The 23,436-nt window shown below is 72.0% G+C and carries 21 protein-coding genes; 13 read left to right on the forward strand and 8 right to left on the reverse strand.

Annotated features, from left to right (window positions below; genetic code table 11):
- Positions 1-25: 25 nt before the first annotated feature.
- The 3 genes from ACZ60B_RS15095 to ACZ60B_RS15105 all read left to right on the forward strand — a co-directional run bounded on the left by ACZ60B_RS15095 (position 26) and on the right by ACZ60B_RS15105 (position 3,395).
- Entirely contained in the window at positions 26-1,537 is a 1,512-nt protein-coding gene (locus tag ACZ60B_RS15095) for a ubiquitin-like domain-containing protein (protein ID WP_469387038.1), read from the forward strand.
- Positions 1,538-1,620: 83 nt separating this feature from the next.
- Complete coding sequence (gene rsmA / locus ACZ60B_RS15100) at positions 1,621-2,502, forward strand: 16S rRNA (adenine(1518)-N(6)/adenine(1519)-N(6))-dimethyltransferase RsmA (RefSeq protein ID WP_469386948.1); 882 nt, start codon at positions 1,621-1,623, stop codon at positions 2,500-2,502.
- Complete coding sequence (locus tag ACZ60B_RS15105) at positions 2,499-3,395, forward strand: 4-(cytidine 5'-diphospho)-2-C-methyl-D-erythritol kinase (protein ID WP_469386950.1); 897 nt, start codon at positions 2,499-2,501, stop codon at positions 3,393-3,395. The genes rsmA and ACZ60B_RS15105 overlap by 4 nt, the downstream gene beginning before the upstream one ends.
- Positions 3,396-3,407: 12 nt before the next feature.
- Here ACZ60B_RS15105 and ACZ60B_RS15110 read toward each other — a convergent pair whose 3' ends face one another.
- Complete coding sequence (locus tag ACZ60B_RS15110) at positions 3,408-4,037, reverse strand: Uma2 family endonuclease (RefSeq protein ID WP_469386952.1); 630 nt, start codon at positions 4,035-4,037, stop codon at positions 3,408-3,410.
- Between the two features lie 146 nt (positions 4,038-4,183).
- Here ACZ60B_RS15110 and ACZ60B_RS15115 point away from each other — a divergent pair, with 146 nt between their 5' ends.
- The 4 genes from ACZ60B_RS15115 to ACZ60B_RS15130 all read left to right on the forward strand — a co-directional run bounded on the left by ACZ60B_RS15115 (position 4,184) and on the right by ACZ60B_RS15130 (position 10,827).
- Positions 4,184-5,992 carry an ABC-F family ATP-binding cassette domain-containing protein gene (locus ACZ60B_RS15115; protein WP_469386954.1) on the forward strand — a complete coding sequence of 603 codons (1,809 nt, stop codon included), beginning with the start codon at positions 4,184-4,186 and terminating at the stop codon, positions 5,990-5,992.
- Positions 5,993-6,225: 233 nt separating this feature from the next.
- The gene (locus ACZ60B_RS15120; RefSeq protein WP_469386956.1) at positions 6,226-8,007 is read left to right on the forward strand and encodes an outer membrane protein assembly factor BamB family protein; all 1,782 of its coding nucleotides are present in this window, start codon (positions 6,226-6,228) and stop codon (positions 8,005-8,007) included.
- Positions 8,008-8,136: 129 nt separating this feature from the next.
- On the forward strand, positions 8,137-9,879 hold the full coding sequence (locus ACZ60B_RS15125) for an outer membrane protein assembly factor BamB family protein (protein WP_469386958.1): 1,743 nt from the start codon (positions 8,137-8,139) through the stop codon (positions 9,877-9,879).
- Between the two features lie 252 nt (positions 9,880-10,131).
- The gene (locus tag ACZ60B_RS15130) at positions 10,132-10,827 is read left to right on the forward strand and encodes a helix-turn-helix transcriptional regulator (RefSeq protein ID WP_450663187.1); all 696 of its coding nucleotides are present in this window, start codon (positions 10,132-10,134) and stop codon (positions 10,825-10,827) included.
- 131 nt (positions 10,828-10,958) lie between these two features.
- Here ACZ60B_RS15130 and argG read toward each other — a convergent pair whose 3' ends face one another.
- From argG to ACZ60B_RS15145, 3 genes are read right to left on the reverse strand one after another with little or no spacing between them, the layout of a single operon-like run.
- A complete protein-coding gene (gene argG / locus ACZ60B_RS15135; protein WP_469386961.1) occupies positions 10,959-12,407 on the reverse strand; it encodes an argininosuccinate synthase in 1,449 nt (482 codons plus the stop codon).
- Between the two features lie 51 nt (positions 12,408-12,458).
- On the reverse strand, positions 12,459-12,764 hold the full coding sequence (locus ACZ60B_RS15140) for a hypothetical protein (RefSeq protein ID WP_469386963.1): 306 nt from the start codon (positions 12,762-12,764) through the stop codon (positions 12,459-12,461).
- A gap of 21 nt (positions 12,765-12,785) precedes the next feature.
- Complete coding sequence (locus tag ACZ60B_RS15145; RefSeq protein WP_469386965.1) at positions 12,786-14,465, reverse strand: sodium:solute symporter family protein; 1,680 nt, start codon at positions 14,463-14,465, stop codon at positions 12,786-12,788.
- 120 nt (positions 14,466-14,585) lie between these two features.
- Between ACZ60B_RS15145 and galT the strand changes: the two genes are divergently transcribed.
- From galT to galK, 3 genes are read left to right on the forward strand one after another with little or no spacing between them, the layout of a single operon-like run.
- Positions 14,586-15,647: a galactose-1-phosphate uridylyltransferase gene (gene galT, locus ACZ60B_RS15150; protein ID WP_469386967.1), complete on the forward strand. Its 1,062-nt coding sequence runs from the start codon at positions 14,586-14,588 to the stop codon at positions 15,645-15,647.
- Complete coding sequence (gene galE, locus ACZ60B_RS15155; RefSeq protein WP_469386969.1) at positions 15,644-16,621, forward strand: UDP-glucose 4-epimerase GalE; 978 nt, start codon at positions 15,644-15,646, stop codon at positions 16,619-16,621. Before galT ends, galE begins: the two co-directional genes overlap by 4 nt.
- On the forward strand, positions 16,621-17,778 hold the full coding sequence (gene galK, locus ACZ60B_RS15160) for a galactokinase (RefSeq protein ID WP_469386971.1): 1,158 nt from the start codon (positions 16,621-16,623) through the stop codon (positions 17,776-17,778). Before galE ends, galK begins: the two co-directional genes overlap by 1 nt.
- A gap of 255 nt (positions 17,779-18,033) precedes the next feature.
- On the opposite strand, the gene ACZ60B_RS15165 is transcribed toward galK, so the two are convergent.
- Positions 18,034-18,501 carry a GNAT family N-acetyltransferase gene (locus tag ACZ60B_RS15165; protein ID WP_469386973.1) on the reverse strand — a complete coding sequence of 156 codons (468 nt, stop codon included), beginning with the start codon at positions 18,499-18,501 and terminating at the stop codon, positions 18,034-18,036.
- Between the two features lie 264 nt (positions 18,502-18,765).
- Here ACZ60B_RS15165 and ACZ60B_RS15170 point away from each other — a divergent pair, with 264 nt between their 5' ends.
- Positions 18,766-19,539: a LuxR C-terminal-related transcriptional regulator gene (locus ACZ60B_RS15170; protein ID WP_469386975.1), complete on the forward strand. Its 774-nt coding sequence runs from the start codon at positions 18,766-18,768 to the stop codon at positions 19,537-19,539.
- Between the two features lie 119 nt (positions 19,540-19,658).
- Here ACZ60B_RS15170 and tamR read toward each other — a convergent pair whose 3' ends face one another.
- Positions 19,659-20,156, reverse strand: coding sequence for a MarR family transcriptional regulator TamR (gene tamR, locus ACZ60B_RS15175; RefSeq protein WP_469386977.1), 498 nt, complete (start codon positions 20,154-20,156; stop codon positions 19,659-19,661).
- A 110-nt stretch (positions 20,157-20,266) separates the two neighbouring features.
- Between tamR and ACZ60B_RS15180 the strand changes: the two genes are divergently transcribed.
- Complete coding sequence (locus ACZ60B_RS15180) at positions 20,267-21,085, forward strand: trans-aconitate 2-methyltransferase (protein ID WP_469386979.1); 819 nt, start codon at positions 20,267-20,269, stop codon at positions 21,083-21,085.
- A 5-nt stretch (positions 21,086-21,090) separates the two neighbouring features.
- On the forward strand, positions 21,091-21,453 hold the full coding sequence (locus ACZ60B_RS15185; RefSeq protein ID WP_469386981.1) for a VOC family protein: 363 nt from the start codon (positions 21,091-21,093) through the stop codon (positions 21,451-21,453).
- Positions 21,454-21,513: 60 nt separating this feature from the next.
- Here the strand turns inward: ACZ60B_RS15185 and ACZ60B_RS15190 are convergent, their stop codons facing one another.
- Both ACZ60B_RS15190 and ACZ60B_RS15195 read right to left on the reverse strand, forming a co-directional pair.
- Positions 21,514-22,191 (reverse strand): TetR family transcriptional regulator, encoded by a 678-nt coding sequence (locus ACZ60B_RS15190; RefSeq protein ID WP_469386983.1) that lies wholly within the window; start codon positions 22,189-22,191, stop codon positions 21,514-21,516.
- Positions 22,188-23,198: an acyl-CoA desaturase gene (locus ACZ60B_RS15195; RefSeq protein ID WP_469386985.1), complete on the reverse strand. Its 1,011-nt coding sequence runs from the start codon at positions 23,196-23,198 to the stop codon at positions 22,188-22,190. Before ACZ60B_RS15195 ends, ACZ60B_RS15190 begins: the two co-directional genes overlap by 4 nt.
- Between the last annotated feature and the right edge of the window lie 238 nt (positions 23,199-23,436).

Consider the following 23,436-nt stretch of genomic DNA (forward strand, 5'->3'; position numbering starts at 1 on the left):
GCCGGGGGCGTACGAGCCCTTCGGGATGTACCAGGACACGTACCAGGACGTGTACCAGGACACGTACCGGCCCGCCTACGAGACGCCCGAGGCGCACGGGACGAGCGACACGCGCGACGAGCGTGAGCTGTACGGCGCGTACGGCCCGTACGGGGCGGACGAGGGGCCCGGGACGTACGAGGTCCACGACGTGTACCGGGCCGACGAGGCGCGCGGATCGCGCGAGGCGGGCACGGCGCACGAGGCGTACGACGCGCACGAGGCGTACGGACCGTACGGGGGATACGGGTCCTACGGGTCCCCCGGTGTGTACGGGGCGGAGGACGCCACGCTTCCGCGTCAGACGCTGCGCCCGCCGGGTGCGGAGGCGCCCACGCTCGTCGAGCGCGTCACGGCGGACCGGCGTTCCCCGCGCCGGCGCAGGCTCGGGTACGCCGGACGGACGGACGGTCGGATGCGCCGGCTGCTGCCGCGGGCGCTGGTCGTCGCCGTCCTGGCCGGCGGCACCACCGCCTTCGTCGCCAAGGACAAGGCCGTCGAGCTGGACGTCGACGGCAGACCGCGCACCCTGCACACCTTCGCCGACGACGTGACCGAGCTGCTCGCGAAGGAGGGCGTCCGGGTCGGAGCGCACGACACGGTGGCGCCCGCCCCCGGCACGCCCCTGGCCTCGGGCCAGGAGGTCGCGGTGCGCTACGGACGGCCGGTGCGGCTCACCGTCGACGGCCGGCGGACCGAGGTGTGGACGACGGCGCACACGGTGCAGGAGGCGCTGGAACAGCTCGGGGTGCGGGTGGAGGGCGCGTATCTGTCCGACGCGCGTCACCGGCGCATCGGGCGGGAGGGGCTCGCGCTGGACGTGCGTACCGAACGCGCCGTCACGGTCATGGCGGACGGCCGGGCCCGCACCGTGCGCACCAACGCCGCGACCGTGGGCGAGGCCGTCGAGCAGGCCGGGATCACCCTGCGCGGCCAGGACGAGATCTCGGTCCCGGCCGGGAGCTTCCCGCGCGACGGGCAGACGGTGACCGTGCTGCGGATCACCGGCGGCAGGGAGGTGCGGGAGGAGGCGATCCCGTTCGAGGTGCGGCGCACCGCCGACGCCTCGCTGTTCCGGGGCACGGAGGTCGTCGAACGGGTGGGACGGCCGGGGCTGCGGCGCATCACGTACGCCCTGCGGACCGTCAACGGCGTCCGGCAGAAGCCGCGGCGCGAGCGCTCCGAGCGGGTCCGGGAGCCCCGGTCCCAGCTGGTGCGGGTGGGCACGAAGCCGCTGCCGCCGTCGGTCCGCGGCGCCGACCACCTCGACTGGAAGGGCCTCGCGGCCTGCGAGTCCGGCGGACGGCCGGACGCCGTCGACCGGTCGGGGACGTACGGCGGGCTCTACCAGATGGACACGCACACCTGGCGCAGCCTCGGCGGGAGCGGACGGCCGCAGGACGCGCCGGCCGCGGAGCAGACACGGCGGGCCAAGCGGCTGTACGTACGGCGGGGGGCGACCCCCTGGCCGCACTGCGGGGCACGGCTGCACGGGTGAGCAGACCGGGGCGGGGCAGGGCGCGTGCCGGGCGCGGCCGGTGACCGGACGAGGGGCCGCCCGCGGCCCCGTACCCTGGTGCCGTGAGCAGCCCCACCCCTGACGCCCTGCTGGGCCCCGCCGACATCCGCGAACTGGCGGCCGCCCTCGGGGTGCGCCCGACCAAGCAGCGCGGCCAGAACTTCGTGATCGACGCGAACACGGTCCGCCGTATCGTGCGTACCGCCGGGGTCCGCCCCGACGACGTGGTCGTCGAGGTCGGTCCGGGGCTCGGCTCCCTCACCCTCGCCCTGCTGGAGGCGGCCGACCGGGTCACCGCGGTGGAGATCGACGACGTGCTGGCCGCCGCGCTGCCCGCGACCGTCGCCGCGCGGATGCCGCAGCGCGCCGACCGGTTCGCGCTCGTGCACTCCGACGCGATGCACGTCGGCGCGCTGCCCGGTCCGGCCCCGACCGCGCTGGTCGCGAACCTCCCGTACAACGTCGCCGTCCCCGTGCTGCTGCACATGCTCCAGACCTTCCCGAGCATCGAGCGCACCCTGGTGATGGTGCAGGCGGAGGTCGCCGACCGGCTGGCCGCCGCGCCCGGCTCGAAGGTCTACGGCGTGCCCTCGGTCAAGGCCAACTGGTACGCCGAGGTCAAGCGGGCCGGAGCGATCGGCCGCAATGTCTTCTGGCCCGCGCCGAACGTCGACAGCGGGCTGGTCTCCCTGGTCCGGCGGACCGAGCCGATCAAGACCACGGCCTCCCGCACGGAGGTCTTCGCGGTCGTCGACGCGGCGTTCGCGCAGCGCCGCAAGACGCTGCGCGCGGCGCTCGCCGGCTGGGCGGGGTCCGCGGCGGCCGCCGAGGCGGCCCTGGTCGCCGCTGGTGTCTCGCCGCAGGCGCGCGGGGAGTCGCTGACGGTCGAGGAGTTCGCGCGCATCGCCGAGCACAAGGACGCTTCCGAGGGGACGGGCGAGTGAGCGTCACGGTACGGGTTCCGGCCAAGGTCAACGTCCAGCTCGCGGTCGGGGCCGCCCGGCCGGACGGCTTCCACGACCTGGCCAACGTCTTCCTCGCCGTCGGGCTGTACGACGAGGTCACCGTGACCCCGTCCGACGAGCTGCGGGTCACCTGCGCGGGCCCGGACGCCGCCCAGGTCCCGCTGGACCGCACCAACCTCGCCGCGCGCGCGGCGATCGCGCTGGCCGGGCGGCGGGGCCTCGACGCGGCCGTGCACATCCACATCGCCAAGGACATCCCGGTCGCCGGCGGCATGGCGGGCGGCAGCGCGGACGGCGCGGGCGCGCTGCTCGCCTGCGACACGCTGTGGGGCACGGGCGCCTCCCGCGAGGAACTGCTGGAGATCTGCGCCGAGCTCGGCAGCGACGTGCCGTTCAGCCTGGTCGGCGGGGCGGCGCTCGGCGTCGGGCGCGGGGAGAGGCTGACCGCCCTGGAGGTCGGCGGGACCTTCCACTGGGTGTTCGCGATGGCCGCCCGCGGCCTGTCGACCCCGGCGGTCTTCCGCGAGTTCGACCGGCTGGCCGAGGGCCGGGACATCCCGGAGCCGGTGGCCTCGGCCGAGCTGCTGGCGGCGCTCGCGAAGGGCGACCCCGAGGCGCTGGCGGCGGCCGTCTCCAACGACCTCCAGCCTGCCGCGCTGTCCCTCTTCCCGGAACTGGCCGACACGCTGGCGGCGGGACGCGGGGCGGGCGCGCTCGCCGCGCTGGTCTCCGGCTCAGGCCCCACGACGGCCTTCCTGACCCGTGACGCGGAATCGGCGGAGAAGGTGGCGGAGGCGCTCGGGGCCTCCGGTACCTGCCGCACGGTACGGACGGCGGCGGGGCCGGTGGCGGGGGCGACGGTGGTCTGCTGAGGGCGGGTTCCCTCAGAGCTCGTCGATCGCGGTCAGGTCGATGTCGATGGGGTACGGCTTCTCGACCTTGACGCGGTTGCGGTGCATGCCTGCGTGGACGTAGGCCCGGGTGACAGGGTCGAGTTCGTAGACGTGGACGACGGGCTTGCCGGTGCGGCCGTCCTCTTCGACGCGCCAGAAGTTCTTGATGCCAGCAGCGGCGTATTTGTGGGGCTTGGTCGTGCGGTCGCGGGATTCCGACTCCGGGGAGACCACCTCAATGGCCAGAACCACGTCCCTGGCCTCGAAGCTCGTCTGGTCCGGACCCGAGACGTTCTCGGAGAGGACCACGCTGACATCGGGTTCGGGACCATTGCGCTTGTCGAGAACGACGGTCATCTCCCGAGTGACTTTGAACTCGCTCGGCAGGTTCTGGCGCAGGCCGGTGACCAACAGGTCGATCACGTTGGCATGGAAACGACGCTGCGGGCTCACGAAGACCAGGCTCCCGTCGATCAATTCGGTGTGTCGCGGGAGGTCAGGCAAGGTGAAGAGGTCGTCCACGCTCCAGCCGTCCGCCGGAGGCACCGGCCACCGCGAGGTCGGCTCGGCGACGGGCTCTGCGGCCTCGGAGATCGGCTCGGCAGTCAAGGTTCCTCCCATGGAGCAAGATCTTGGAGCCTGCCCTTCCACAGTAGTCGTCATATCCCGAACACGTCATCACAAAGAGTGACCGCCTCCTCGCGCGCCGCCGCAACCCCGCAGGGCCTAGGCTAGAAGGCTGACCGACCCCCCTGCGCAGGAGTGAAATGGCCGTCAACCTGGTCAATGTCGAGAACGTCAGCAAGGTGTACGGCACCCGTACCCTCCTCGACGGCATCTCGCTCGGCGTGTCCGAGGGCGATCGGATCGGGGTGGTCGGCCGCAACGGCGACGGCAAGACCACCCTGATCCGGATGCTCGCCAAGCTGGAGGAGGCCGACTCCGGCCGCGTCACCCACAACGGCGGGCTGCGGATGGGCGTGCTCACCCAGCACGACTCCCTCGACCCGACCGCCACCGTCCGGCACGAGGTCATCCGCGACCTCGCCGACCACGAGTGGGCGGGCAACGCCAAGATCCGGGACGTGCTGACCGGCCTGTTCGGCGGGCTCGACCTGCCCGGCTTCCCGCAGGGCCTGGACACCGTCATCGGCCCGCTCTCCGGCGGCGAGCGCCGCCGTATCGCGCTCGCCAAGCTCCTCATCGACGAGCAGGACCTGATCGTCCTCGACGAGCCGACCAACCACCTCGACGTCGAGGGCATCGCCTGGCTCGCCCAGCACCTGCGCGAGCGCCGCTCCGCGCTCGTCTGCGTCACCCACGACCGCTGGTTCCTCGACCAGGTCTGCACCCGCATGTGGGACGTGCAGCGCGGCGACGTGCACGAGTACGAGGGCGGCTACTCCGACTACGTCTTCGCCCGCGCCGAGCGCGAGCGGATCGCCGCGACCGAGGAGGTCAAGCGGCAGAACCTGGTCCGCAAGGAGCTGGCCTGGCTGCGCCGCGGCGCGCCCGCCCGCACCTCCAAGCCGCGCTTCCGGATCGAGGCCGCCAACGAGCTGATCGCCGACGTGCCGCCGCCGCGCGACACCAGCGAGCTGATGAAGTTCGCCTCGTCCCGGCTCGGCAAGACCGTCTTCGACCTGGAGGACGTCACCGTCCAGGCCGGCCCCAAGGTGCTGCTCAAGCACGTCACCTGGCAGCTCGGCCCCGGCGACCGCATCGGCCTGGTCGGCGTCAACGGCGCCGGGAAGACCTCCCTGCTGCGGGCCATGGCCGAGGCCGCCCGCAGCCAGGGCGAGACGCAGCCCGCCGGCGGACGCGTCAACGTCGGCAAGACCGTCAAGCTCGCCTACCTCTCCCAGGAGGTCGCCGAGCTGAACCCCGCCACCCGGGTCCTGGAGGCCGTCCAGCAGGTGCGCGAGCGCGTCGACCTCGGCAAGGGCCGCGAGATGACCGCCGGGCAGCTGTGCGAGACGTTCGGCTTCGGCAAGGAGAAGCAGTGGACGCCGGTGGGCGACCTGTCCGGCGGCGAGCGCCGTCGGCTGCAACTGCTGCGCCTGCTGATGGACGAACCCAACGTCCTCTTCCTCGACGAGCCCACCAACGACCTCGACATCGAGACCCTCACCCAGCTCGAGGACGTCCTCGACGGCTGGCCCGGCTCGATGATCGTCATCTCCCACGACCGGTTCTTCGTCGAGCGCACCACCGACCGGGTGTTCGCCCTGCTCGGCGACGCCACCCTGCGGATGCTGCCGCGTGGCATCGACGAGTACCTGGAGCGGCGCCGGCGCATGGAGGAGGCGGCCGCGGCCGCCGCCGGGCCCGCGGCCCCGGCCCGGGCCGCGACCGAGAAGAGCGCCGCCGACCAGCGTGCCGCGAAGAAGGAACTCCAGAAGATCGAGCGGCAGTTGGACAAGATCACCGAAAAGGAGTCCAAGCTGCACGCCCAGATCGCCGACAACGCCACGGACTTCGCGAAGGTGGCCGAACTCGACTCCCAGCTCAGGGACTTGTCGGGTGAACGGGACGAACTGGAGCTGCGCTGGCTGGAACTCGCCGAGGACGTCTGATCCCCGGTCCGGTAGGGGCGTACGGCGCGCGGGTCGTGTGAAGGGGGCGTGACGGCGCATAACGAGGGCGTCACGGGCCGGTTCTCCCTTGGGAACAGGGGGGACCGCAGGCCCGTGCGCCGTCGGTGCCGGGTGATAGAACAGAGCGTCTGATATCTCGCCGGGACGTCTCCGCGTCCCTCGCACAGCTCGGGGCGTGGCGGGAAATCAGTGAGCCAGGGGGAGACACACCGATGACGCAACCGCCCGACCAGCCGTCCGCGCAGGGCGGCTTCGGCCCGCCGCAGGACCAGCCGCCGTCCGGCGGCCCGGGCTTCGGCGCTCCCGTGCCGCCCCCGCCGCCGCAGGCCCCGCAGCCCGGCTTCGGCGCTCCGCAGCAGCCGGGCCCGTACGGTCAGCCGCCGCAGCCGGGCCCGTACGCCCAGCAGCCCGGCCCGTACGGTCAGTCCCCGCAGGCGGGACCGTACGGCCAGCCGCAGCAGCCGGGTCCCTACGGCCCGCAGCCCGGCTACGGCTACCCGCCGCAGTCCCCGTACCCGATCGGCCCGGGCGCGCCGTCCGCCGGTTCCCGCAACCCCTTCAAGCGGCGGCCCGCGCTCGCCGCCGGGGCGGCGGTCGTCGCGCTGCTCGTCGTCGGCGCCGTCGTGGTGGCGCTCACGACCGGTGGCGGCGGTGACGACCAGGCGGGCAAGGACGGCAAGGGCGGCAAGCCGGTCGCGTCCGGCAGTGACAGCCCCGGCACCGACGCCCCGGTCAACCCGGGCGACGGCAGCGGCGGCAACGCGGAGTCCCAGGACCTCAACGCGGGCCGCAAGCCCGGCGAGGCCAAGGTGCTCTGGTACAAGGAGGCACCCGACGCGCCCGCCTCCGGAGCCGACGCCCCCGGCATGTGGATCACCGGCACGACCGCGGTGAAGGCGGCCTACAACGAACTCGTCGCCTACGGCGTCGCGGACGGGAAGCCGGCCTGGGACCCGATCACCTTCCCGCAGAAGATCTGCGCGGTCACGCCCGTCAAGTCGTCCGACGACAAGGTCGTCGTGGCGTACATGAGCGGCAGCAGCAGCCGCGCCAAGTGCAACCAGCTCCAGCAGATCGACCTGAACACGGGCGCGAAGGGCTGGACCGCCCAGGTCGCCGACGGCGCGCTGTTCGACAGCGTGATATCCGTCGACCTGACGCTGGCCGGCGACACGCTGATGGTCGGCCGCTCGCAGTCCGGCACGGCGTACGACCTGAAGAGCGGCAAGAAGCTGTTCGACAAGAAGAAGTACGGCACCGCCTGCTTCCCCACCGCGTTCGCCGGTGACGAGCGGCAGTTGGTCTCGGTGGCGTCCTGCGGCGCCGGCGGCGCCGACGAGCACGAGGAAGTGCAGGGTCTCGACCCGCGGACCGGCGGCGTCCGGTGGACGCAGAAGCTCGACAAGGGCTGGTCGGTGCAGCGGGCGTACTCGGTCGACCCGCTCGTCCTCTACCTGACCAACGAGGGCAAGAACGCCTGGAACATCTCCACCATCAAGAGCGACGGCACCTTCCGCTCGGAGGTCGGCGTCGACGAGGACTTCGCCCCCGAGTGCGGCTGGGCCCTGCTCGACCGGGACCTCCAGGGCTGCCAGGGCGTCGCGGCCGACGCGAACACCCTCTACCTGCCCACCAAGGCCACCACCGGAGCCAACGAGATCGTCGCCGTCGACCTCTCCACCGGCAAGGAGAAGTGGCGCGTGAAGTCCCCGGCGGACACCTCGATGCAGCCGATCCGGGTCGAGGGCGGCCGGCTCGTCGCCTATGTCGAGCCGTCGTACGACACGGGCGGGCAGGTCGTCGCGATCCCGACCGCGGGCGCGGCCCACACCCCGGCGAAGCTGCTCCAGAACCCGCAGGGCACCGCCCGGATCGAGTCGGGCTTCTTCTCGAAGTCGATCGCCTGGGTGGACGGGCGCTTCTACCTCTCCACCACCCATCTGACCGGGAAGGACGACGCGAAGGAGAAGCTGATGCTCGCCTTCGGCAAGTGAGCCGGACCGGCCGCCCCGGTCCCGACTTCTCCCGCCCGCCCCCGTCCTCGTCCGCTCCCGTCGTTCCCGTACCGGTGCCGGTCCCCGTCCCCGTTCCCGTCCCAGTCGCGTTCCCGAGGTAGTCAGACCATGAGCCAGCCGCCGCCCCCGCCCCCGAACGAGCCCCCGCAGCCGCAGGGCGGCTTCGGCCCGCCCCGGCCGCCGCAGCCGCAGGACACCCCGCAGCCCGGCTACGGCTACCCGCAGGCGCCCCCGCCGCCGCAGCCCGGCTACGGCTACCCGCAGGCACCTCCGCCGCCACAGCCGGGTTACGGCTACCCGCAGCCGCCGACCGTCCCGCAGCCCGGTTACGGCTACCCGGGCGCCCCCCAGCCGGGTCCGTACGGCTACGGGCAGCAGCCCGGCGGACCGGCCGGCGGCGGGCGCAAGCCCAACGCCCAACTGCTCATCATCGTCGCGGCCGTGGTCGCGATCGCGCTGATCGTCGGCGGCGGCATCTGGTACTCCTCGTCCGGCAAGGGCGGCGACGGCAAGCACGGCACCGCCGGCTCCAGCGGCGGCACCGGGGGCAAGGACGGCAAGGACACCACCGGGGGCGGCTCCGGCGGCACGGAGAAGGCGCCCGCCGACACCGCGTCCAAGGTGCTCTTCCAGGTCCCCATGCCCTCGGTCGCCGCCACCATGAGCACCCAGGGCTCCTGGCTCACCGACAAGACGTACGTCAAGACCGGCGCCGCCGAGGTCGTCGGCTACGACCCCGCCAAGGGCACCCGGCTGTGGACGATCAAGCTGCCCGGCCCGGTGTGCGAGGCCGCCCGCCACAGCACCGAGGACAACCGCACGGCGATCCTCTACGAGCCCGCGATGCCGACCAAGGCCGATCCCTCGCACGGATGCAGCCAGGTCGCCGCGATCGACCTCGACGCGGGCAGGAAGCTGTGGACGAAGACCGTCAACACCGGTGACCAGCCGATCACCTTCGACAACGTCACCGTCAGCGCCCACACGGCCGCCCTGGGCGCCACCGAGGGCGGCGCCGCCTTCGACATCGACTCGGGCAAACTGCTGTGGTCCCCCAAGGTCGGCGACACCTGCTACGACGCGGGCTACGGCGGCGGCGCGAAGCTGGTCGCGGTCCGCAAGTGCGGCGACTACGACAACCACCAGCTCAGCATCCAGACCATCGACCCGGTCAGCGGGAAGGTGATCTCGGAGTACAAGATGACCAAGGGCATCGAGTACGCCAGCGTCGTGTCGACGGATCCGCTGGTCGTCGCCGCCGACGTCGGCGACAGCGCGGGCGACGGCAGCGGCATCTCGGACTTCTTCTCCATCGACAACAAGACCGGCGCGCTGCGCACCCGCATCTCCGCGCCGGGCGACCAGTACGCGGCGAAGTGCGAGGGCATCAGCAGGATCGAGTACTGCAAGGGCGTCGTCGTGGCCGCCGACCGGATCTACGTGCCGACCGAGGAGCACGAGGGCGGCGGGTCGGGCAGCCGGTCCAACGAGATCGTCGCCTTCGACCTCGCCACCGGCAAGCAGACCGGCCAGCGCGCCGACGCGGGCGACGGCTACACGATCACCCCGCTGCGCATGGACGGCACCGCCCTGCTCGCCTACAAGCGCCCGCCCTACGACAAGGGCGGCCAGGTCGTGAGCATCGACGGCGGCAGCTTCAAGGAGACGACGCTGATGGAGAACCCGGCGACGTCGCAGGTGCACACCGTGGAGCAGAGCATGCTCCCCGAGTACGCCGAGATCCTCTACACGGGAGGCCGTCTGTACATGTCCCAGGTCTTCGCCAGCAAGGCCCTGTCCGGTCTGGGCGGCAAGGAGGTCCTGGCGGTCGCGTTCGGCACCGGCGGCTGACCCGGCGCGCCCGGGCCCGAGCGCACGGCCCCGTCCCTGCTCAGGGGCGGGGCCGTGCGCGTACCGCTCATCACCCTCGAATGTGAGGAATTTCGACGATCCGGGGCACTTCTCACCAGTAGGGGGAGCGCAACGTCGAACAAGCGTGTAGCTTCCGGGGGCATGAAGGACGGGGGAGCCGGGGGGCCCTTCGGCCATGCGGACCAGTGGGCATCCCCAGGGGGACCCATTGGGGGGACTGGGGGTTGCTCTGTGGGAGTGCGGCTGATGGTGGTCGACGACCACCGACTGCTCGCCGAGGCGTTGGCCTCGGCGTTGAAGCTGCGGGGTCACCGGGTACTGGCCGCGGCGGCACCGGCCGCCGGTGCGGCGGAACTGGTGATCACCCGCGCGCCCGAGGTGTGCCTGCTGGGCACGGCGGCACCGGCCGAACCGGGCATCTTCGACCCGGTGATACGGATCAAACGGGAGCGTCCGCAGGTCGCGGTCCTGGTTCTCGGCCCGGTACCCAGTCCGCGCGGGATCGCGGCGGCCTTCGCCGCGGGCGCCTCGGGCTACGTACGGCACGACGAGCGCATCGAGGGCGTGGAGCGGGCCATCATGAAGGCGCGGGCGGGCGAGGCGGCGGTGGCCCCCCAGCTTCTCCAGGGGGCGTTCAGCGAACTGCTCAACCCGGCCGCCCAGCCCGACGACGAGGGCCAGCGGCTGTTGCAGATGCTCACCCCGAGGGAGATCGAGGTCCTGGTCCGGGTCGCCGACGGCGAGGACACCCGGCTGATCGCGGCCGGCATGGGCATCGCCCCGTCCACCGCCCGCACCCATGTCCAGCGTGTCCTGATGAAACTGGGCGTCGGCTCGCGGCTGGAGGCGGCGGCCCTGGCGGCCCGCACGGGCCTGCTGGACCGGGCGGGACCGCTGCCGCCGCAGAGCGCGGGCGTGGAGCCGTAGACCCGGGCGTGGAGCCGTGGTTCCGAAGTTCCGAGCGGGGGCCGTGACGCGAACGGCGCGGCCGGTCCGGGCATCGCCCCGGACCGGCCGCGCCGTTCGCGGACCTTTGCGCCTGTCTTCGGCGCGTGCGCTCAGTCGGTGCCGAACTCCATCGCGGCACGGTCCAGCAGCTGGTCGTCGCCGGACGCCTCGCCGCGGGAGGCGATGGCCTCGGCGCCGCCCTCCGGCATGGTCTCGATCAGACCGGACGCCGCCGCCGGGGCGATGCCGATCAGTTCGGGGTGGGTCGTGCCGACGATGCCGAGGCCGGCGTACTGCTCCAGCCGGGCGCGGGAGTCGGCGATGTCGAGGTTGCGCATGGTGAGCTGGCCGATCCGGTCCACCGGGCCGAACGCGGAGTCCTCGGTGCGCTCCATCGACAGCTTGTCCGGGTGGTAGCTGAACGCCGGGCCGGTGGTGTCGAGGAGCGAGTAGTCCTCGCCGCGCCGCAGCCGCAGGGTGACCTCGCCGGTGACCGCCGAGCCGACCCAGCGCTGGATCGACTCGCGCACCATCAGCGCCTGCGGGTCCAGCCAGCGGCCCTCGTACATCAGCCGGCCCAGGCGCCGGCCCTCGTTGTGGTAGGTGGCGAGGGTGTCCTCGTTGTGGATCGCGTTGACGAGACGCTCGTAGGCGGCGTGCAGCAGCGCCATGCCCGGCGCCTCGTAGATACCGCGGCTCTTCGCCTCGATGATCCGGTTCTCGATCTGGTCCGACATGCCCAGGCCGTGGCGGCCGCCGATGGCGTTGGCCTCCATCACCAGGTCGACCGGGGAGGCGAACTCCTTGCCGTTGACGCTCACCGGGCGGCCCTGGTCGAAGCCGATCGTCACGTCCTCCGCGGCGATGTCGACCTCGGGGTCCCAGAACCGCACGCCCATGATCGGTTCGACGGTCTCCACGCCGGTGTCGAGGTGCTCCAGCGTCTTGGCCTCGTGGGTGGCGCCCCAGATGTTGGCGTCGGTGGAGTACGCCTTCTCGGTGCTGTCGCGGTACGGCAGCCCGTGGGCCACCAGCCACTCCGACATCTCCTTGCGGCCGCCCAGCTCGGAGACGAAGTCGGCGTCGAGCCACGGCTTGTAGATGCGCAGGTGCGGGTTGGCGAGCAGGCCGTAGCGGTAGAACCGCTCGATGTCGTTGCCCTTGAACGTCGAGCCGTCGCCCCAGATCTGGACGTCGTCCTCCAGCATCGCCCGCACCAGCAGCGTGCCGGTGACGGCGCGGCCGAGCGGGGTGGTGTTGAAGTAGGCGCGACCGCCCGAGCGGATGTGGAACGCGCCGCAGGCGAGCGCGGCCAGGCCCTCCTCGACCAGTGCCGCCCGGCAGTCGACCAGGCGCGCGATCTCGGCGCCGTAGGTCTTCGCGCGGCCGGGCACCGAGGCGATGTCGGGCTCGTCGTACTGGCCGATGTCGGCGGTGTAGGTGCACGGGACGGCACCCTTGTCGCGCATCCATGCGACCGCGACGGAGGTGTCGAGGCCGCCCGAGAAAGCGATGCCGACGCGCTCGCCGGTGGGCAGGGAGGTGAGAACCTTGGACATAGGAAGAGTATTCATCGATCCGCATGATTATGCAACCTGTGCGCGGGAGGGCTAATCGGGCCGCTCCTCCCGCTCGGGTGCCCGCGGCGGGCCGGCCGGGCGGAGTTTCAGCCAGACCAGGAAGAACACGCCCAGCGCCAGCATGCCGAGACCGGTCCACAGGTTGATGTCGACGCCCTCGGACTTGTCCAGGGAGGCCTCGGACGGCGAGATCCCGGCGGCCGTCACGATGACGCCGTAGACGACGAACAGTCCGCCGATGATCCGGCGCAGGTCGAAGATCCGCGCGGCGGTGGCGGACCTGCCCTCCAGTTCGGTGACCTCGCGCCGGACGCTTTCCTCGGAGTGGTCGGACATGGTCCCTCCATCGTTGCGCGGTCAGATCGAGAACGGGACGTAGCAGGCGGCGGCCAGGATCACCGCGCCCCAGCCCAGCAGGGCCGGGCTGCGGTACCAGGCGTCGTCACCGGCGGCCGGCGGCTCGGCCGTGCCGGGGGACGTGGTGCCGTAGACGAGGCCCTGGAGCTCGCGCTCCGGCTTGGGGGCGGTGAACAGCGACACGATCACCATGACGACCGCGCCCGCGACGAAGCCCGCGATGGCGGAGACGAAGTTGGCGCCCTGGTCGGTGGGGACGGAGATGATGTCCCGCTTGTAGAGCACGAAGTAGTTGACCATCGCGGTCACGGTGCCCGCGAGCAGCCCCCAGAAGCCCGACTTCGCCGACGCCCGCTTCCAGAACATGCCCACGATGAAGACCACGAACATCGGCACGTTGAAGAAGGAGAACAGCGTCTGGAGGTAGCTCATGATGTTCGAGAACGACGAGGCCAGGAAGGCCGTGCCGATCGACGCGAGCACCCCGATGGCGGTGATCAGGCGGCCGAAGCGCACGTAGTGGGCGTCCTCGCGGCCCCGGGCGACGTACTTGGCCCAGATGTCGGTGGTGAAGACCGTGTTGAAGGACGACACGTTGGCCGCCATGCCCGCCATGAAGGCCGCCAGCAGGCCGGTCACCGCGATGCCGAGCACGCCGTTGGGCAGCAGCTCCTGCATCAGGTAGGGGATGGCGTCGTTGTACTGGAGGTCCGAGCCGGAGGTGCCGATCCCCGGCACGAGCGCCGCCGCGACCAGGCCGGGGATCATCACCAGGAAGACGATGAAGATCTTCGGGTAGGCCGCGATCAGCGGGGTGCGCCGGGCGGCGGAGAGGTTCTTCGCGGACAGCGCGCGCTGCACCTCGGCGAAGTTGGTCGTCCAGTAGCCGAAGGACAGCACGAAGCCCAGACCGAGCACGATGGTCAGCCAGTTGGCGCCGAGCGGGTTGGCGCTGCCGATGCCGGTGCCGCCCCACGCGGTGACGAAGTGGTGGCCGTGCTGCGCGGTGAGCCTGTCGGTCAGCCCGCCCCAGCCGCCGACCTTCTTCAGGCCGAGCACGGACAGCGGGATGAGCGCCGCGAGGATCACGAAGAACTGGAGCACCTCGTTGTAGATCGCGGAGGAGAGGCCGCCGAGGGTGATGTAGGCGAGCACGAAGAAGCCCGCGACGACGATGGCCACCCACTGCGGCCAGCCGAGCAGCGCCTCGACGACGATCGCGAGGGCGTAGAGGTTCACCCCGGCGATCAGGATCGCGGCGCAGGCGAACAGGATCGAACTCAGCAGGTGCGCCGACCTGTCGAAGCGCAGCAGCAGCATCTCGGGGACCGAGCGGACCTTGGAGCCGTAGTAGAACGGCATCATCACCAGGCCCAGGAACACCATGGCCGGGATGGCGCCGATCCAGTACCAGTGCACGGTGTACGCGCCGTACTGGGCGCTGTTGGCGGCCATGCCCAGGATCTCGGTGGCCGCGAGGTTGGCCGAGACGAAGGCCAGGCCGGTGATCCAGGCAGGCAGCGATCTTCCGGAGAGGAAGAAGTCGAGGCTGGTGCGCACCGAGCGGCGGGCCGCGAAACCGATGCCCAGGACGACGGCGAAGTAGATCGCCATGATCGCGTAGTCGAGCGCATTGACGGGCAGCCGCAGCCCCGCTGCCAGATATGTGGGGGTTTGCATCCAGAACTCACCTTGCCTGGTGTTCTTTGTTTGATTATGGGGGTGACCTGCGTGGGGTCTTATGGTTCGATGTGTTTGGTTCTGTTTGAAGCTTCGCTAGGTGTACGGATGGAGTGCGCGGTGAAGAAGACCTCGACCCGACTGGCCGACGGTCGTGAGCTGATCTACTACGACCTGCGGGACGACGCGGTGCGCGACGCGGCGGACCGTCGCCCGCTGGAGCCCACGGTCACCACCTCGGAGGTGCGCGCGGATCCCCTGCTCGGCGACTCCGTCGCCGTCGCCTCGCACCGCCAGGGCCGCACCTACCACCCCCCTGCCGACGAGTGCCCGCTGTGCCCCTCACAGGGCGACCGGCTCAGCGAGATCCCGGACTCGACCTACGACGTGGTCGTCTTCGAGAACCGCTTCCCCTCCCTGGCGGGCGACTCCGGCCGCTGCGAGGTCGTCTGCTTCACCTCCGACCACCGGTCGTCCTTCGCCGACCTCGACGAGGAGCAGGCACGCCTGGTGCTGGACGCGTGGACCGACCGGACGTCCGAGCTGTCGCATCTGCCCTCCGTGGAACAGGTGTTCTGCTTCGAGAACCGCGGAGCCGAGATCGGGGTGACCCTCGGCCACCCGCACGGGCAGATCTACGCGTACCCCTTCGTCACCCCCCGCACCGCCCTGATGCTGCGCCAAGTGGCGGCACACAAGGAGGCGACGGGCGGCGAGAACCTCTTCGACGCCGTCCTGGAACGGGAACTCACCGGCGGGCGGGTCGTCCTCGAGGGTGAACACTGGGTGGCCTTCGTGCCGTACGCCGCGCACTGGCCCTACGAGGTCCACCTGTACCCCAAGCGCCGCGTCCCCGATCTGCTCGCCCTCGGCGAGCCGGCACGCACAGAGTTTCCCCAGGTCTATCTGGAAGTCTTGAGGCGCTTCGACCGGATCTTCGGCGAAGGTGAACCTCCCACGCCCTACATCGCCGCCTGGCACCAGGCGCCGTTCGGCGCGCTGGAGGAGTTCGACGGGGTCAGCCGCGACGATTTCGCGCTCCACCTCGAGCTTTTCACCATCCGCCGCACTTCCGGCAAGCTGAAGTTTCTCGCGGGTTCCGAGTCCGGCATGAACGTGTTCATCAACGACGTGCCGCCGGAGCGCGCGGCCGAGCGACTGCGAGAGGTAGCGAGTTCATGAGCGGTAAGTACCTGGTCACGGGTGGCGCGGGATACGTCGGCAGCGTGGTCGCCCAGCACCTGCTGGAGGCCGGCCACGAGGTCACCGTCCTCGATAACCTCTCGACCGGCTTCCGCGAGGGCGTCCCGGCCAGCGCCGCGTTCGTCGAGGGCGACATCCGCGACGCCGCCAAGTGGCTGGACTCCTCCTACGACGCGGTCCTGCACTTCGCCGCCTTCTCCCAGGTCGGCGAGTCGGTGGTGAAGCCGGAGAAGTACTGGGACAACAACGTCGGCGGCACCATGGCGCTGCTCGGCGCGATGCGCGACGCGGGCGTGCGCAAGCTCGTCTTCTCCTCCACCGCCGCCACCTACGGCGAGCCGGTCGACACCCCGATCACCGAGACCGACCCGACCGCCCCCACCTCCCCCTACGGCGCCTCGAAGCTCGCCGTCGACCACATGATCACCGGTGAGGCGGCCGCCCACGGCCTCGGCGCGGTCTCCCTGCGCTACTTCAACGTGGCCGGCGCCTACGGCGCGCAGGGCGAGCGCCACGACCCCGAGTCCCACCTGATCCCCCTCGTCCTCCAGGTCGCCCAGGGCCGCCGCGACGCCATCTCCGTCTTCGGCGACGACTACCCCACCCCGGACGGCACCTGCATCCGCGACTACATCCACGTCGCCGACCTCGCCGAGGCCCACCTGCTCGCCGTCGCCGCCGCGCGGCCCGGCGAGCACCTGATCTGCAACCTCGGCAACGGCAACGGCTTCTCCGTCCGCGAGGTCATCGAGACCGTCCGCCAGGTCACCGGCCACCCCATCCCCGAGGTCGTCGCCCCGCGCCGGGCCGGCGACCCCGCGGTCCTGGTCGCCTCCGCCGCCACCGCCCGCGAGAAACTGGGCTGGAACCCCTCCCGGGCCGACCTCGCCGGAATCGTCGCGGACGCCTGGGAGTTCACGCAGCACAACGCACGCACCGCGAGGGAGCACTAGTGGGGGCACCAGTCCAGGTCCGACAGGGATTCGCCGCGCTGTACGGAGCCGAGCCCGAGGGCGTCTGGTCCGCACCGGGCCGGGTCAACCTCATCGGCGAGCACACCGACTACAACGACGGCTTCGTCATGCCGTTCGCGCTGCCGCACACCGCCGTCGCGGCGGTGTCACGGCGCACCGACGGCCGGCTGCGGCTGCACTCGGCGGACGTCGAGGGCGGCGTCGTCGAACTCTCCCCGGACGACCTCGCGCCCGAGGGCGACAAGGGCTGGACGGCGTACCCGGCCGGGGTGGTCTGGGCGCTGCGCGAGGCCGGCCACCCGGTCACCGGCGCCGACGTCCACCTGTCGTCCACGGTCCCCGCGGGCGCGGGCCTGTCCTCGTCGGCGGCCCTGGAGGTCGTCGTCGCGCTGGCCCTGAACGACCTGTACGAACTCGGCCTCAAGCGCTGGCAGCTGGCCCGTCTGTGCCAGCGTGCCGAGAACGTCTACGTCGGCGCCCCCACCGGCATCATGGACCAGACCGCGTCGGCCTGCTGCGAGGCGGGCCACGCGCTGTTCCTGGACACCCGCGACCTGTCCCAGCGGCAGATCCCCTTCGACCTGGCCGCCGAGGGGATGCGGCTGCTGGTCGTGGACACCCAGGTCAAGCACGCCCACAGCGGCGGCGAGTACGGAAAGCGCCGGGCCGGCTGCGAACAGGGCGCCGACCTGCTCGGCGTCCACGCCCTGCGCGACATCGACCACGCCGAACTGGACACGGCGCTGGAGCGGCTCGGCGACGAGGAGGAGGTGCGCCGCCTGGTGCGCCACGTCGTCACCGAGGACGCGCGCGTGGAGCGGGTCGTGGACCTGCTGCGGGCCGGCGACACCCGCGCCATCGGCCCGGTCCTCACCGAGGGCCACGCCTCGCTGCGCGACGACTTCCGGGTCTCCTGCCCCGAGCTGGACCTGGTCGTCGACACGGCGCTGGCCGCGGGCGCGCTGGGCGCCCGGATGACCGGCGGCGGCTTCGGCGGCTCGGCGATCGTGCTGGCCGAGGAGGCGGACGTGGTGGCGATCACCAAGGCGGTCGAGGCCGCCTTCGCCACGGCCGGCTTCACCGCCCCACGGGCCTTCGAGGCGGTGCCTTCGTCGGGAGCCACCCGCCTGACCTGAGCCCGCCGGGCCCACCGGCCCGCCGGGCCCCCGGTCCCGAAGGCCGGGCTCGACCCCGGGCTCCGGCCTGGCACGGTCCCGGTCCCGACGGGCGGGTGGCGCGGCCCGGGTTCGACGGCCGGGTGGTACGGCCCCGGCCCCGACAGCCGGGCGCGGGCCGGGTCCTGACGCCCGGTTCGCGTTCCGAGGCCGAGGTCGCGGTCGGGTCCGGGGGCGGTGATTCCCCGGGCCCGGCCGTCGGCGTTCCGTCGGCGGTCAGCCGCCGGCTCGGCCGAGCCGCTTCGTCAGGGTGTACTCCGTGATCCCCGGCGGGTAGTCGGGGATCACGCACACCACCTCGTACCCGTGCCCGCGGTAGAAGTCGGGTGCCTGGAAGTCCCACGTCTCCACCCGGGCACCCCGGCAGTCCCTCTTCTCACGTGCGATGCGCTCCGCCCGCGCCAGCAGCCGGGAGCCCAGCCCCGCGCCCCGGTGGCGTTCGTCGACCCACAGGTAGGTGACGTGCAGCCAGGTCGTCCAGGTGTGTCCGACCAGACCGCCGGCCAGCTCGCCGGCCTCGTCCGACGCCCAGACGTGCAGCGGGAGTTCGCGCTCGCCGGGCGTGCCGCGCAGGGCGCGCAGCACCGGCGAGTTCGCCGTGTTCGTGTCACGCAGACGCGTACGGAGGAGATCACGCCGCACTTTGTCGACTTCTGCCTCAATACGAAACATGCGGCACACCATAAACGCCCCGGCCAATCAGTTCTGCAAATGAGCTTCCGCTACGGGCCCCCAGCCGTACTCTGATGAACAGCACCGGTGGGGGCTGGTGCTGATCAGGGGGCGAGACCAAGTCGGGTACGACGCCCGCATCGGGGGTAGCAGTTCCTGCACGGCGGCGGCCGTGCGGCCGCGCCGATGCCGGGCGTCGTGCCCGCGCCGGTCCGCGTCCTACAGACGGTGGTGGGGTTGGCCCCTGCTCTTCGGGAGCCAGGGGAAGGGGGTTTCGTGGTTCGTATCCGAGTCCTGGTCGTCGACGATCACCGGATCTTCGCCGAGTCGCTCGCCGCGGCACTGGCGGCGGAGCCGGACGTCGACGTCTCCGCGGCCGGCAGCGGCCCGGCGGCACTGCGCAGCCTGGAGCGCGCGGCCGCCGAGGGGCGCAGGTACGACGTGCTGCTCGTGGACGCCGACCTGGGCGGCAGCGTGCCGGGCGTGCGGTCGGCGGTGCCGGTACAGGAAGTGGGCGAGGACGGGCTGGTCGACGGGATATCCCTCGTCGCCGGAGTCCGCTCCGGGCAGCCCCACGTGCGTACGGTCGTCCTCGCCGAGAAGGACGACCCGCGGCGGGCCGCGCTCGCCCTCCAGGCCGGGGCCTCCGGCTGGGTGGCCAAGGACTGCTCGCTGTCGCGGCTGCTGACCGTGATCCGGGGGGTGCTGCGGGACGAGACGCATCTGCCGCCCGCCCTGCTCACCGGCGTCCTGCGGGAGTTGACCGCCGCCCGCAAGCACCGCACCGAGAGCGAACGGCTGGTGGAGTCCCTCACCCCGCGCGAGCGGGAGGTGCTGCGCTGCATGGTCGCGGGCCTGGGCCGCAAGGCCGTCGCGGAGCGGCTGTTCCTCTCCCCGCACACCGTGCGCACCCATATGCAGAACGTCCTCGGGAAACTCGGCGTGCACTCCACCCTCGCCGCCGTCGCGCTGGCGCGCCGGGCCGGCGTCGGACCGGTCGACCTGGAGCCCGCCGGACGGATCAGGCCGCAGGAGACCCACACCGCCTGACCGGACCACCCCGGGCGGGCCGCGGCGGACAGCCGGCCGGACCGCGCGTGTGCTCCGGTGTGCCGGACGCGCCCCGGACGGAATTCCCCGTGCACCGGGGCGGGTTCCGTCCGGCCGTCTCAGCCCGGGATGTTGTCGAACGGGGCGGTCAGCCGGCGCAGCAGCGCGGCCAGTTCGCCGCGCTGGGCGCGGGAGAGTTCGGCGAGGATCGCCCGCTCCTGGGCGAGGAGCCCGGCCAGGGCCTGGTCCGCGCGGTCCTGGCCCTCCTCGGTCAGCCGCACCAGCACACCGCGCCGGTCGCTGGGGTCCGGCAGCCGCTCCACCAGGCCCTTCTTCGTCAGCCGGTCGATACGGTTGGTCATCGTGCCCGAGGTGACCAGGGTCTGGGTGAGCAACTGCCCCGGCGAGAGCTGGTACGGGGCTCCCGCGCGCCGCAGCGCGGTCAGCACGTCGAACTCCCAGGGCTCCAGGCTGTGCTCGGAGAAGGCGAGCCGACGCGCGCGATCGAGATGCCGGGCCAGCCTGCTCACCCGGCTGAGTACCTCCAGCGGCTCCACGTCGAGGTCCGGGCGCTCCCGGCGCCACGCTGCGACCAGCCGATCGACCTCGTCCTCCATGACGATCAGTGTAGTGGTTGTGTCGACGTGAAGTCTCTTGACGTCAAGATATCTCTGGGGGCAGGCTGGAGATCGACCGCGCACCCGGTGCCCGTCCGAGGAGGCCGCCCATGCCCACCACCACCCCCGCCTGGGACCCCGCCCAGTACCTGCGGCACGCGGACCACCGCGCCCGCCCCTTCGCCGACCTCCTCGCCCGCGTACCGGACCTGCCCGGCGACCCGCCCCGCATCGCCGACCTCGGCTGCGGACCCGGCAACGTCACGGCCCTGCTCGCCGAGCGCTGGCCCGCCGCGCACATCACCGGATACGACAACTCGCCGGAGATGCTCGACCGGGCCCGGGCGGAGCACGCGGGCCCCACCCCGGTCGGCGGCCGCCTCGACTTCGCCCCCGCCGACGTACGCACCTGGACGCCCCCGCGGACGTACGACCTGATCATCAGCAACGCCACGCTCCAGTGGGTGCCCGGTCACCTGGACCGGTTCGGCGACTGGATCGCCGCCCTCGCGCCCGGCGGCACCCTCGCCTTCCAGGTGCCCGGCAACTTCGACGCCCCCAGCCACCGGCTGATGCGCGACCTGGCCGGCTCGGCCCGCTGGCGCGACCGCCTCGCCGACGTCCTGCGCCACGACGACGCCGTCCGCACCCCCGAGGCCTATTTCGAGCGCCTGGCCGACCTCGGCTGTGCGACCGACGCCTGGGAGACCACGTACGTCCACCTGCTCACCGGCGAGGACCCCGTCCTCGACTGGGTGAAGGGCACCGGACTGCGGCCGGTCCTGACCGCCCTCGCCGACGACCCGGCGGCCCGCGAGGAATTCGTCACCGCCTACCGCGGCGCCCTGCGCGAGGCCTACCCGGCCGGCGCCCACGGCACCCTGTTCCCGTTCCGCCGCGTCTTCGCGGTCGCCCGCAAGGAGGCCTGAGAGCCGTGCTCACCGCCCTCGACCACGTCCAGCTCGCCGCGCCGCCCGGCGCCGAGGACCTGCTGCGCCCGTACTACGTCGACACGCTCGGCATGACCGAGATCCCCAAGCCGCCCGTGCTCGCCGCGCGGGGCGGCTGCTGGTTCCAGGCCGGCACCGTACGGCTGCACTTCGGTGTCGAGGCAGACTTCCGCCCCGCCCGCAAGGCCCACCCCGGGCTGCGGGTCACCGGCATCGAGGCGTACGCGGCCCGGCTGTCGTCCCACGGCGCCGAGGTCACCTGGGACCACGACCTGCCGGGCCACCGGCGCTTCTACTCCCAGGACCCGGTCGGCAACCGGCTGGAGTTCCTTGAGCCGACCGGGTGACGCGCCGAGCCGGCCGGACGGCGCGCCGAGCCGGCCGGGTGGGGCGGCGCGGCGCACCGCTCAGCTCTTGCGATGCCCTATCAACCGCGGCTTGGCCTCCAGCCCGTCCAGCCCGTGCCACGCCAGGTTCACCAGATGCGCCGCCACCTCCGCCTTGCGCGGACGCCGCACGTCCAGCCACCACTGACCGGTCAGGGCGACCATCCCGACCAGCGCCTGGGCGTACAGCGGGGCCAGCTTCGGATCGAAGCCGCGGCTCTTGAACTCACGGCCCAGGATGTCCTCCACCTGGGTGGCGATGTCCGAGATCAGCGAGGCGAAGGACCCCGTCGACTGCGGAATGGGGGAGTCCCGGACCAGGATCCGGAAACCGTCCGTGTACTCCTCGATGTAGTCCAGCAGCGCGAAGGCCGCCTGCTCGCACAGCTCACGGGGATGCCCCGCGGTGAGCGAACCGGTCACCATGTCCAGCAGCCGTCGCATCTCCCGGTCCACGACGACCGCGTACAGGCCCTCCTTGCCGCCGAAGTGCTCGTACACCACCGGCTTGGACACCCCCGCCTTGGCGGCGATCTCCTCCACGGAGGTGCCCTCGAAACCTTTCGCCGCGAACAGCGTGCGACCGATCTCCAGCAGCTGCTGGCGGCGCTCGGCACCGGTCATACGGGTGCGACGAGCACGCCGGGGCTTCTCATTGCTGGAGGTGCTGCTGGGATCGGTCGCCACGGCGTCAATCATGCCGCCTCGGCGGTCGACCTCTCCTGCCGGGAAGCGTCCTCCTCCGTCTTCCGGCGCGAATCGATACGCGAGCGTGACGGCCAGCGCACGTCCGACGCCCACCCCAGCAGCTCGAACCAGCGGATCAGCCGCGCGGAGGAGTCCAGCTGCCCGCGCTCCACCCCGTGCCGCGCCGAGGTCGGATCGGCGTGGTGCAGGTTGTGCCAGGACTCGCCGCACGACAGCACCGCCAGCCACCACACGTTGCCCGAGCGGTCCCGCGACCTGAACGGCCGCCTGCCGACCGCGTGACAGATCGAGTTGATCGACCACGTGACGTGGTGCAGCAGTGCCACCCGCACCAGGGAACCCCAGAAGAAACCGGTGAACGCCCCCCACCAGGACATGGTCACCAGCCCGCCGATCACCGCCGGCAGCGCCAGCGACAACAGCGTCCACAGGATGAACTGGCGGGAGATCGCCCGCAGCGTCCGGTCCTGGATCAGATCCGGCGCGTACTTCTCCTGCGGGGTCCGCTCCTCGTCGAACATCCAGCCGATGTGCGCCCACCACAGGCCCTTGACCAGCGCCGGAACCGTCTCCCCGTACCGCCACGGCGAGTGCGGGTCGCCCTCGGCGTCCGAGAACCTGTGGTGCTTGCGGTGGTCCGCGACCCAGCGCACCAGCGGACCCTCCACCGCCATCGACCCCGCGATCGCCAGCGCGATCTTCAGCGGCCGCTTGGCCTTGAAGGACCCGTGCGTGAAGTGACGGTGGAAACCGATGGTGATGCCGTGGCAGCCGAGGTAGTAGAAGAACACCAGCAGCCCGAGGTCCAGCCAGCTCACCCCCCGGCCCCACGCCAGCGGAACCGCGGCGAGCAGCGCGAGGAACGGCACGGCGATGAACAGCAGCAGGGTGATCCGCTCGATCGAACCCTTCCGCTCACCGCCCAGCGTGGCCGAGGGCATCGGCGTGTCGCCGGTCGCCTTCGGGGCGTCTTTGATCACGTCGGGATGGGTGGTCATGGGCGTCCCCTGTGGGATCGAAGGAGGGGCGGGGGGGCGGCGTACGGGTCACGGGAACCGAGTGACCTTTCCTACGGTTCCGTAACCTACGGCGACGTAAGTATGGCAGCGCGCCGCCCGGCGGCAAGAGCCCGACAGCCTGCGCGTCCGCATGGACACCTATCCTTGGAGTCGGTCGGACAGCGCGGTCCGCTCTGATTCATTCCCGGATGCCCGACCCGTATGCGGCAGCCGCCGC

This window comes from Streptomyces sp. NPDC104096, from assembly GCF_055584385.1.

Excerpts from the sequence above, each read along its gene's own strand:
- ACZ60B_RS15145 (WP_469386965.1), bottom strand. The coding sequence starts at position 14,465 with ATGCAAACCCCCACATATCTGGCAGCGGGGCTGCGGCTGCCCGTCAAT.
- ACZ60B_RS15195 (WP_469386985.1), bottom strand. The coding sequence starts at position 23,198 with ATGACCACCCATCCCGACGTGATCAAAGACGCCCCGAAGGCGACCGGC.
- tamR (WP_469386977.1), bottom strand. The coding sequence starts at position 20,156 with ATGGAGGACGAGGTCGATCGGCTGGTCGCAGCGTGGCGCCGGGAGCGC.
- ACZ60B_RS15095 (WP_469387038.1), top strand. The coding sequence starts at position 26 with ATGTACCAGGACACGTACCAGGACGTGTACCAGGACACGTACCGGCCC.
- ACZ60B_RS15125 (WP_469386958.1), top strand. The coding sequence starts at position 8,137 with ATGAGCCAGCCGCCGCCCCCGCCCCCGAACGAGCCCCCGCAGCCGCAG.
- ACZ60B_RS15140 (WP_469386963.1), bottom strand. The coding sequence starts at position 12,764 with ATGTCCGACCACTCCGAGGAAAGCGTCCGGCGCGAGGTCACCGAACTG.
- ACZ60B_RS15165 (WP_469386973.1), bottom strand. The coding sequence starts at position 18,501 with ATGGTGTGCCGCATGTTTCGTATTGAGGCAGAAGTCGACAAAGTGCGG.
- ACZ60B_RS15120 (WP_469386956.1), top strand. The coding sequence starts at position 6,226 with ATGACGCAACCGCCCGACCAGCCGTCCGCGCAGGGCGGCTTCGGCCCG.
- ACZ60B_RS15115 (WP_469386954.1), top strand. The coding sequence starts at position 4,184 with ATGGCCGTCAACCTGGTCAATGTCGAGAACGTCAGCAAGGTGTACGGC.
- ACZ60B_RS15180 (WP_469386979.1), top strand. The coding sequence starts at position 20,267 with ATGCCCACCACCACCCCCGCCTGGGACCCCGCCCAGTACCTGCGGCAC.
- galE (WP_469386969.1), top strand. The coding sequence starts at position 15,644 with ATGAGCGGTAAGTACCTGGTCACGGGTGGCGCGGGATACGTCGGCAGC.
- ACZ60B_RS15110 (WP_469386952.1), bottom strand. The coding sequence starts at position 4,037 with ATGGGAGGAACCTTGACTGCCGAGCCGATCTCCGAGGCCGCAGAGCCC.
- argG (WP_469386961.1), bottom strand. The coding sequence starts at position 12,407 with ATGTCCAAGGTTCTCACCTCCCTGCCCACCGGCGAGCGCGTCGGCATC.
- ACZ60B_RS15190 (WP_469386983.1), bottom strand. The coding sequence starts at position 22,191 with ATGATTGACGCCGTGGCGACCGATCCCAGCAGCACCTCCAGCAATGAG.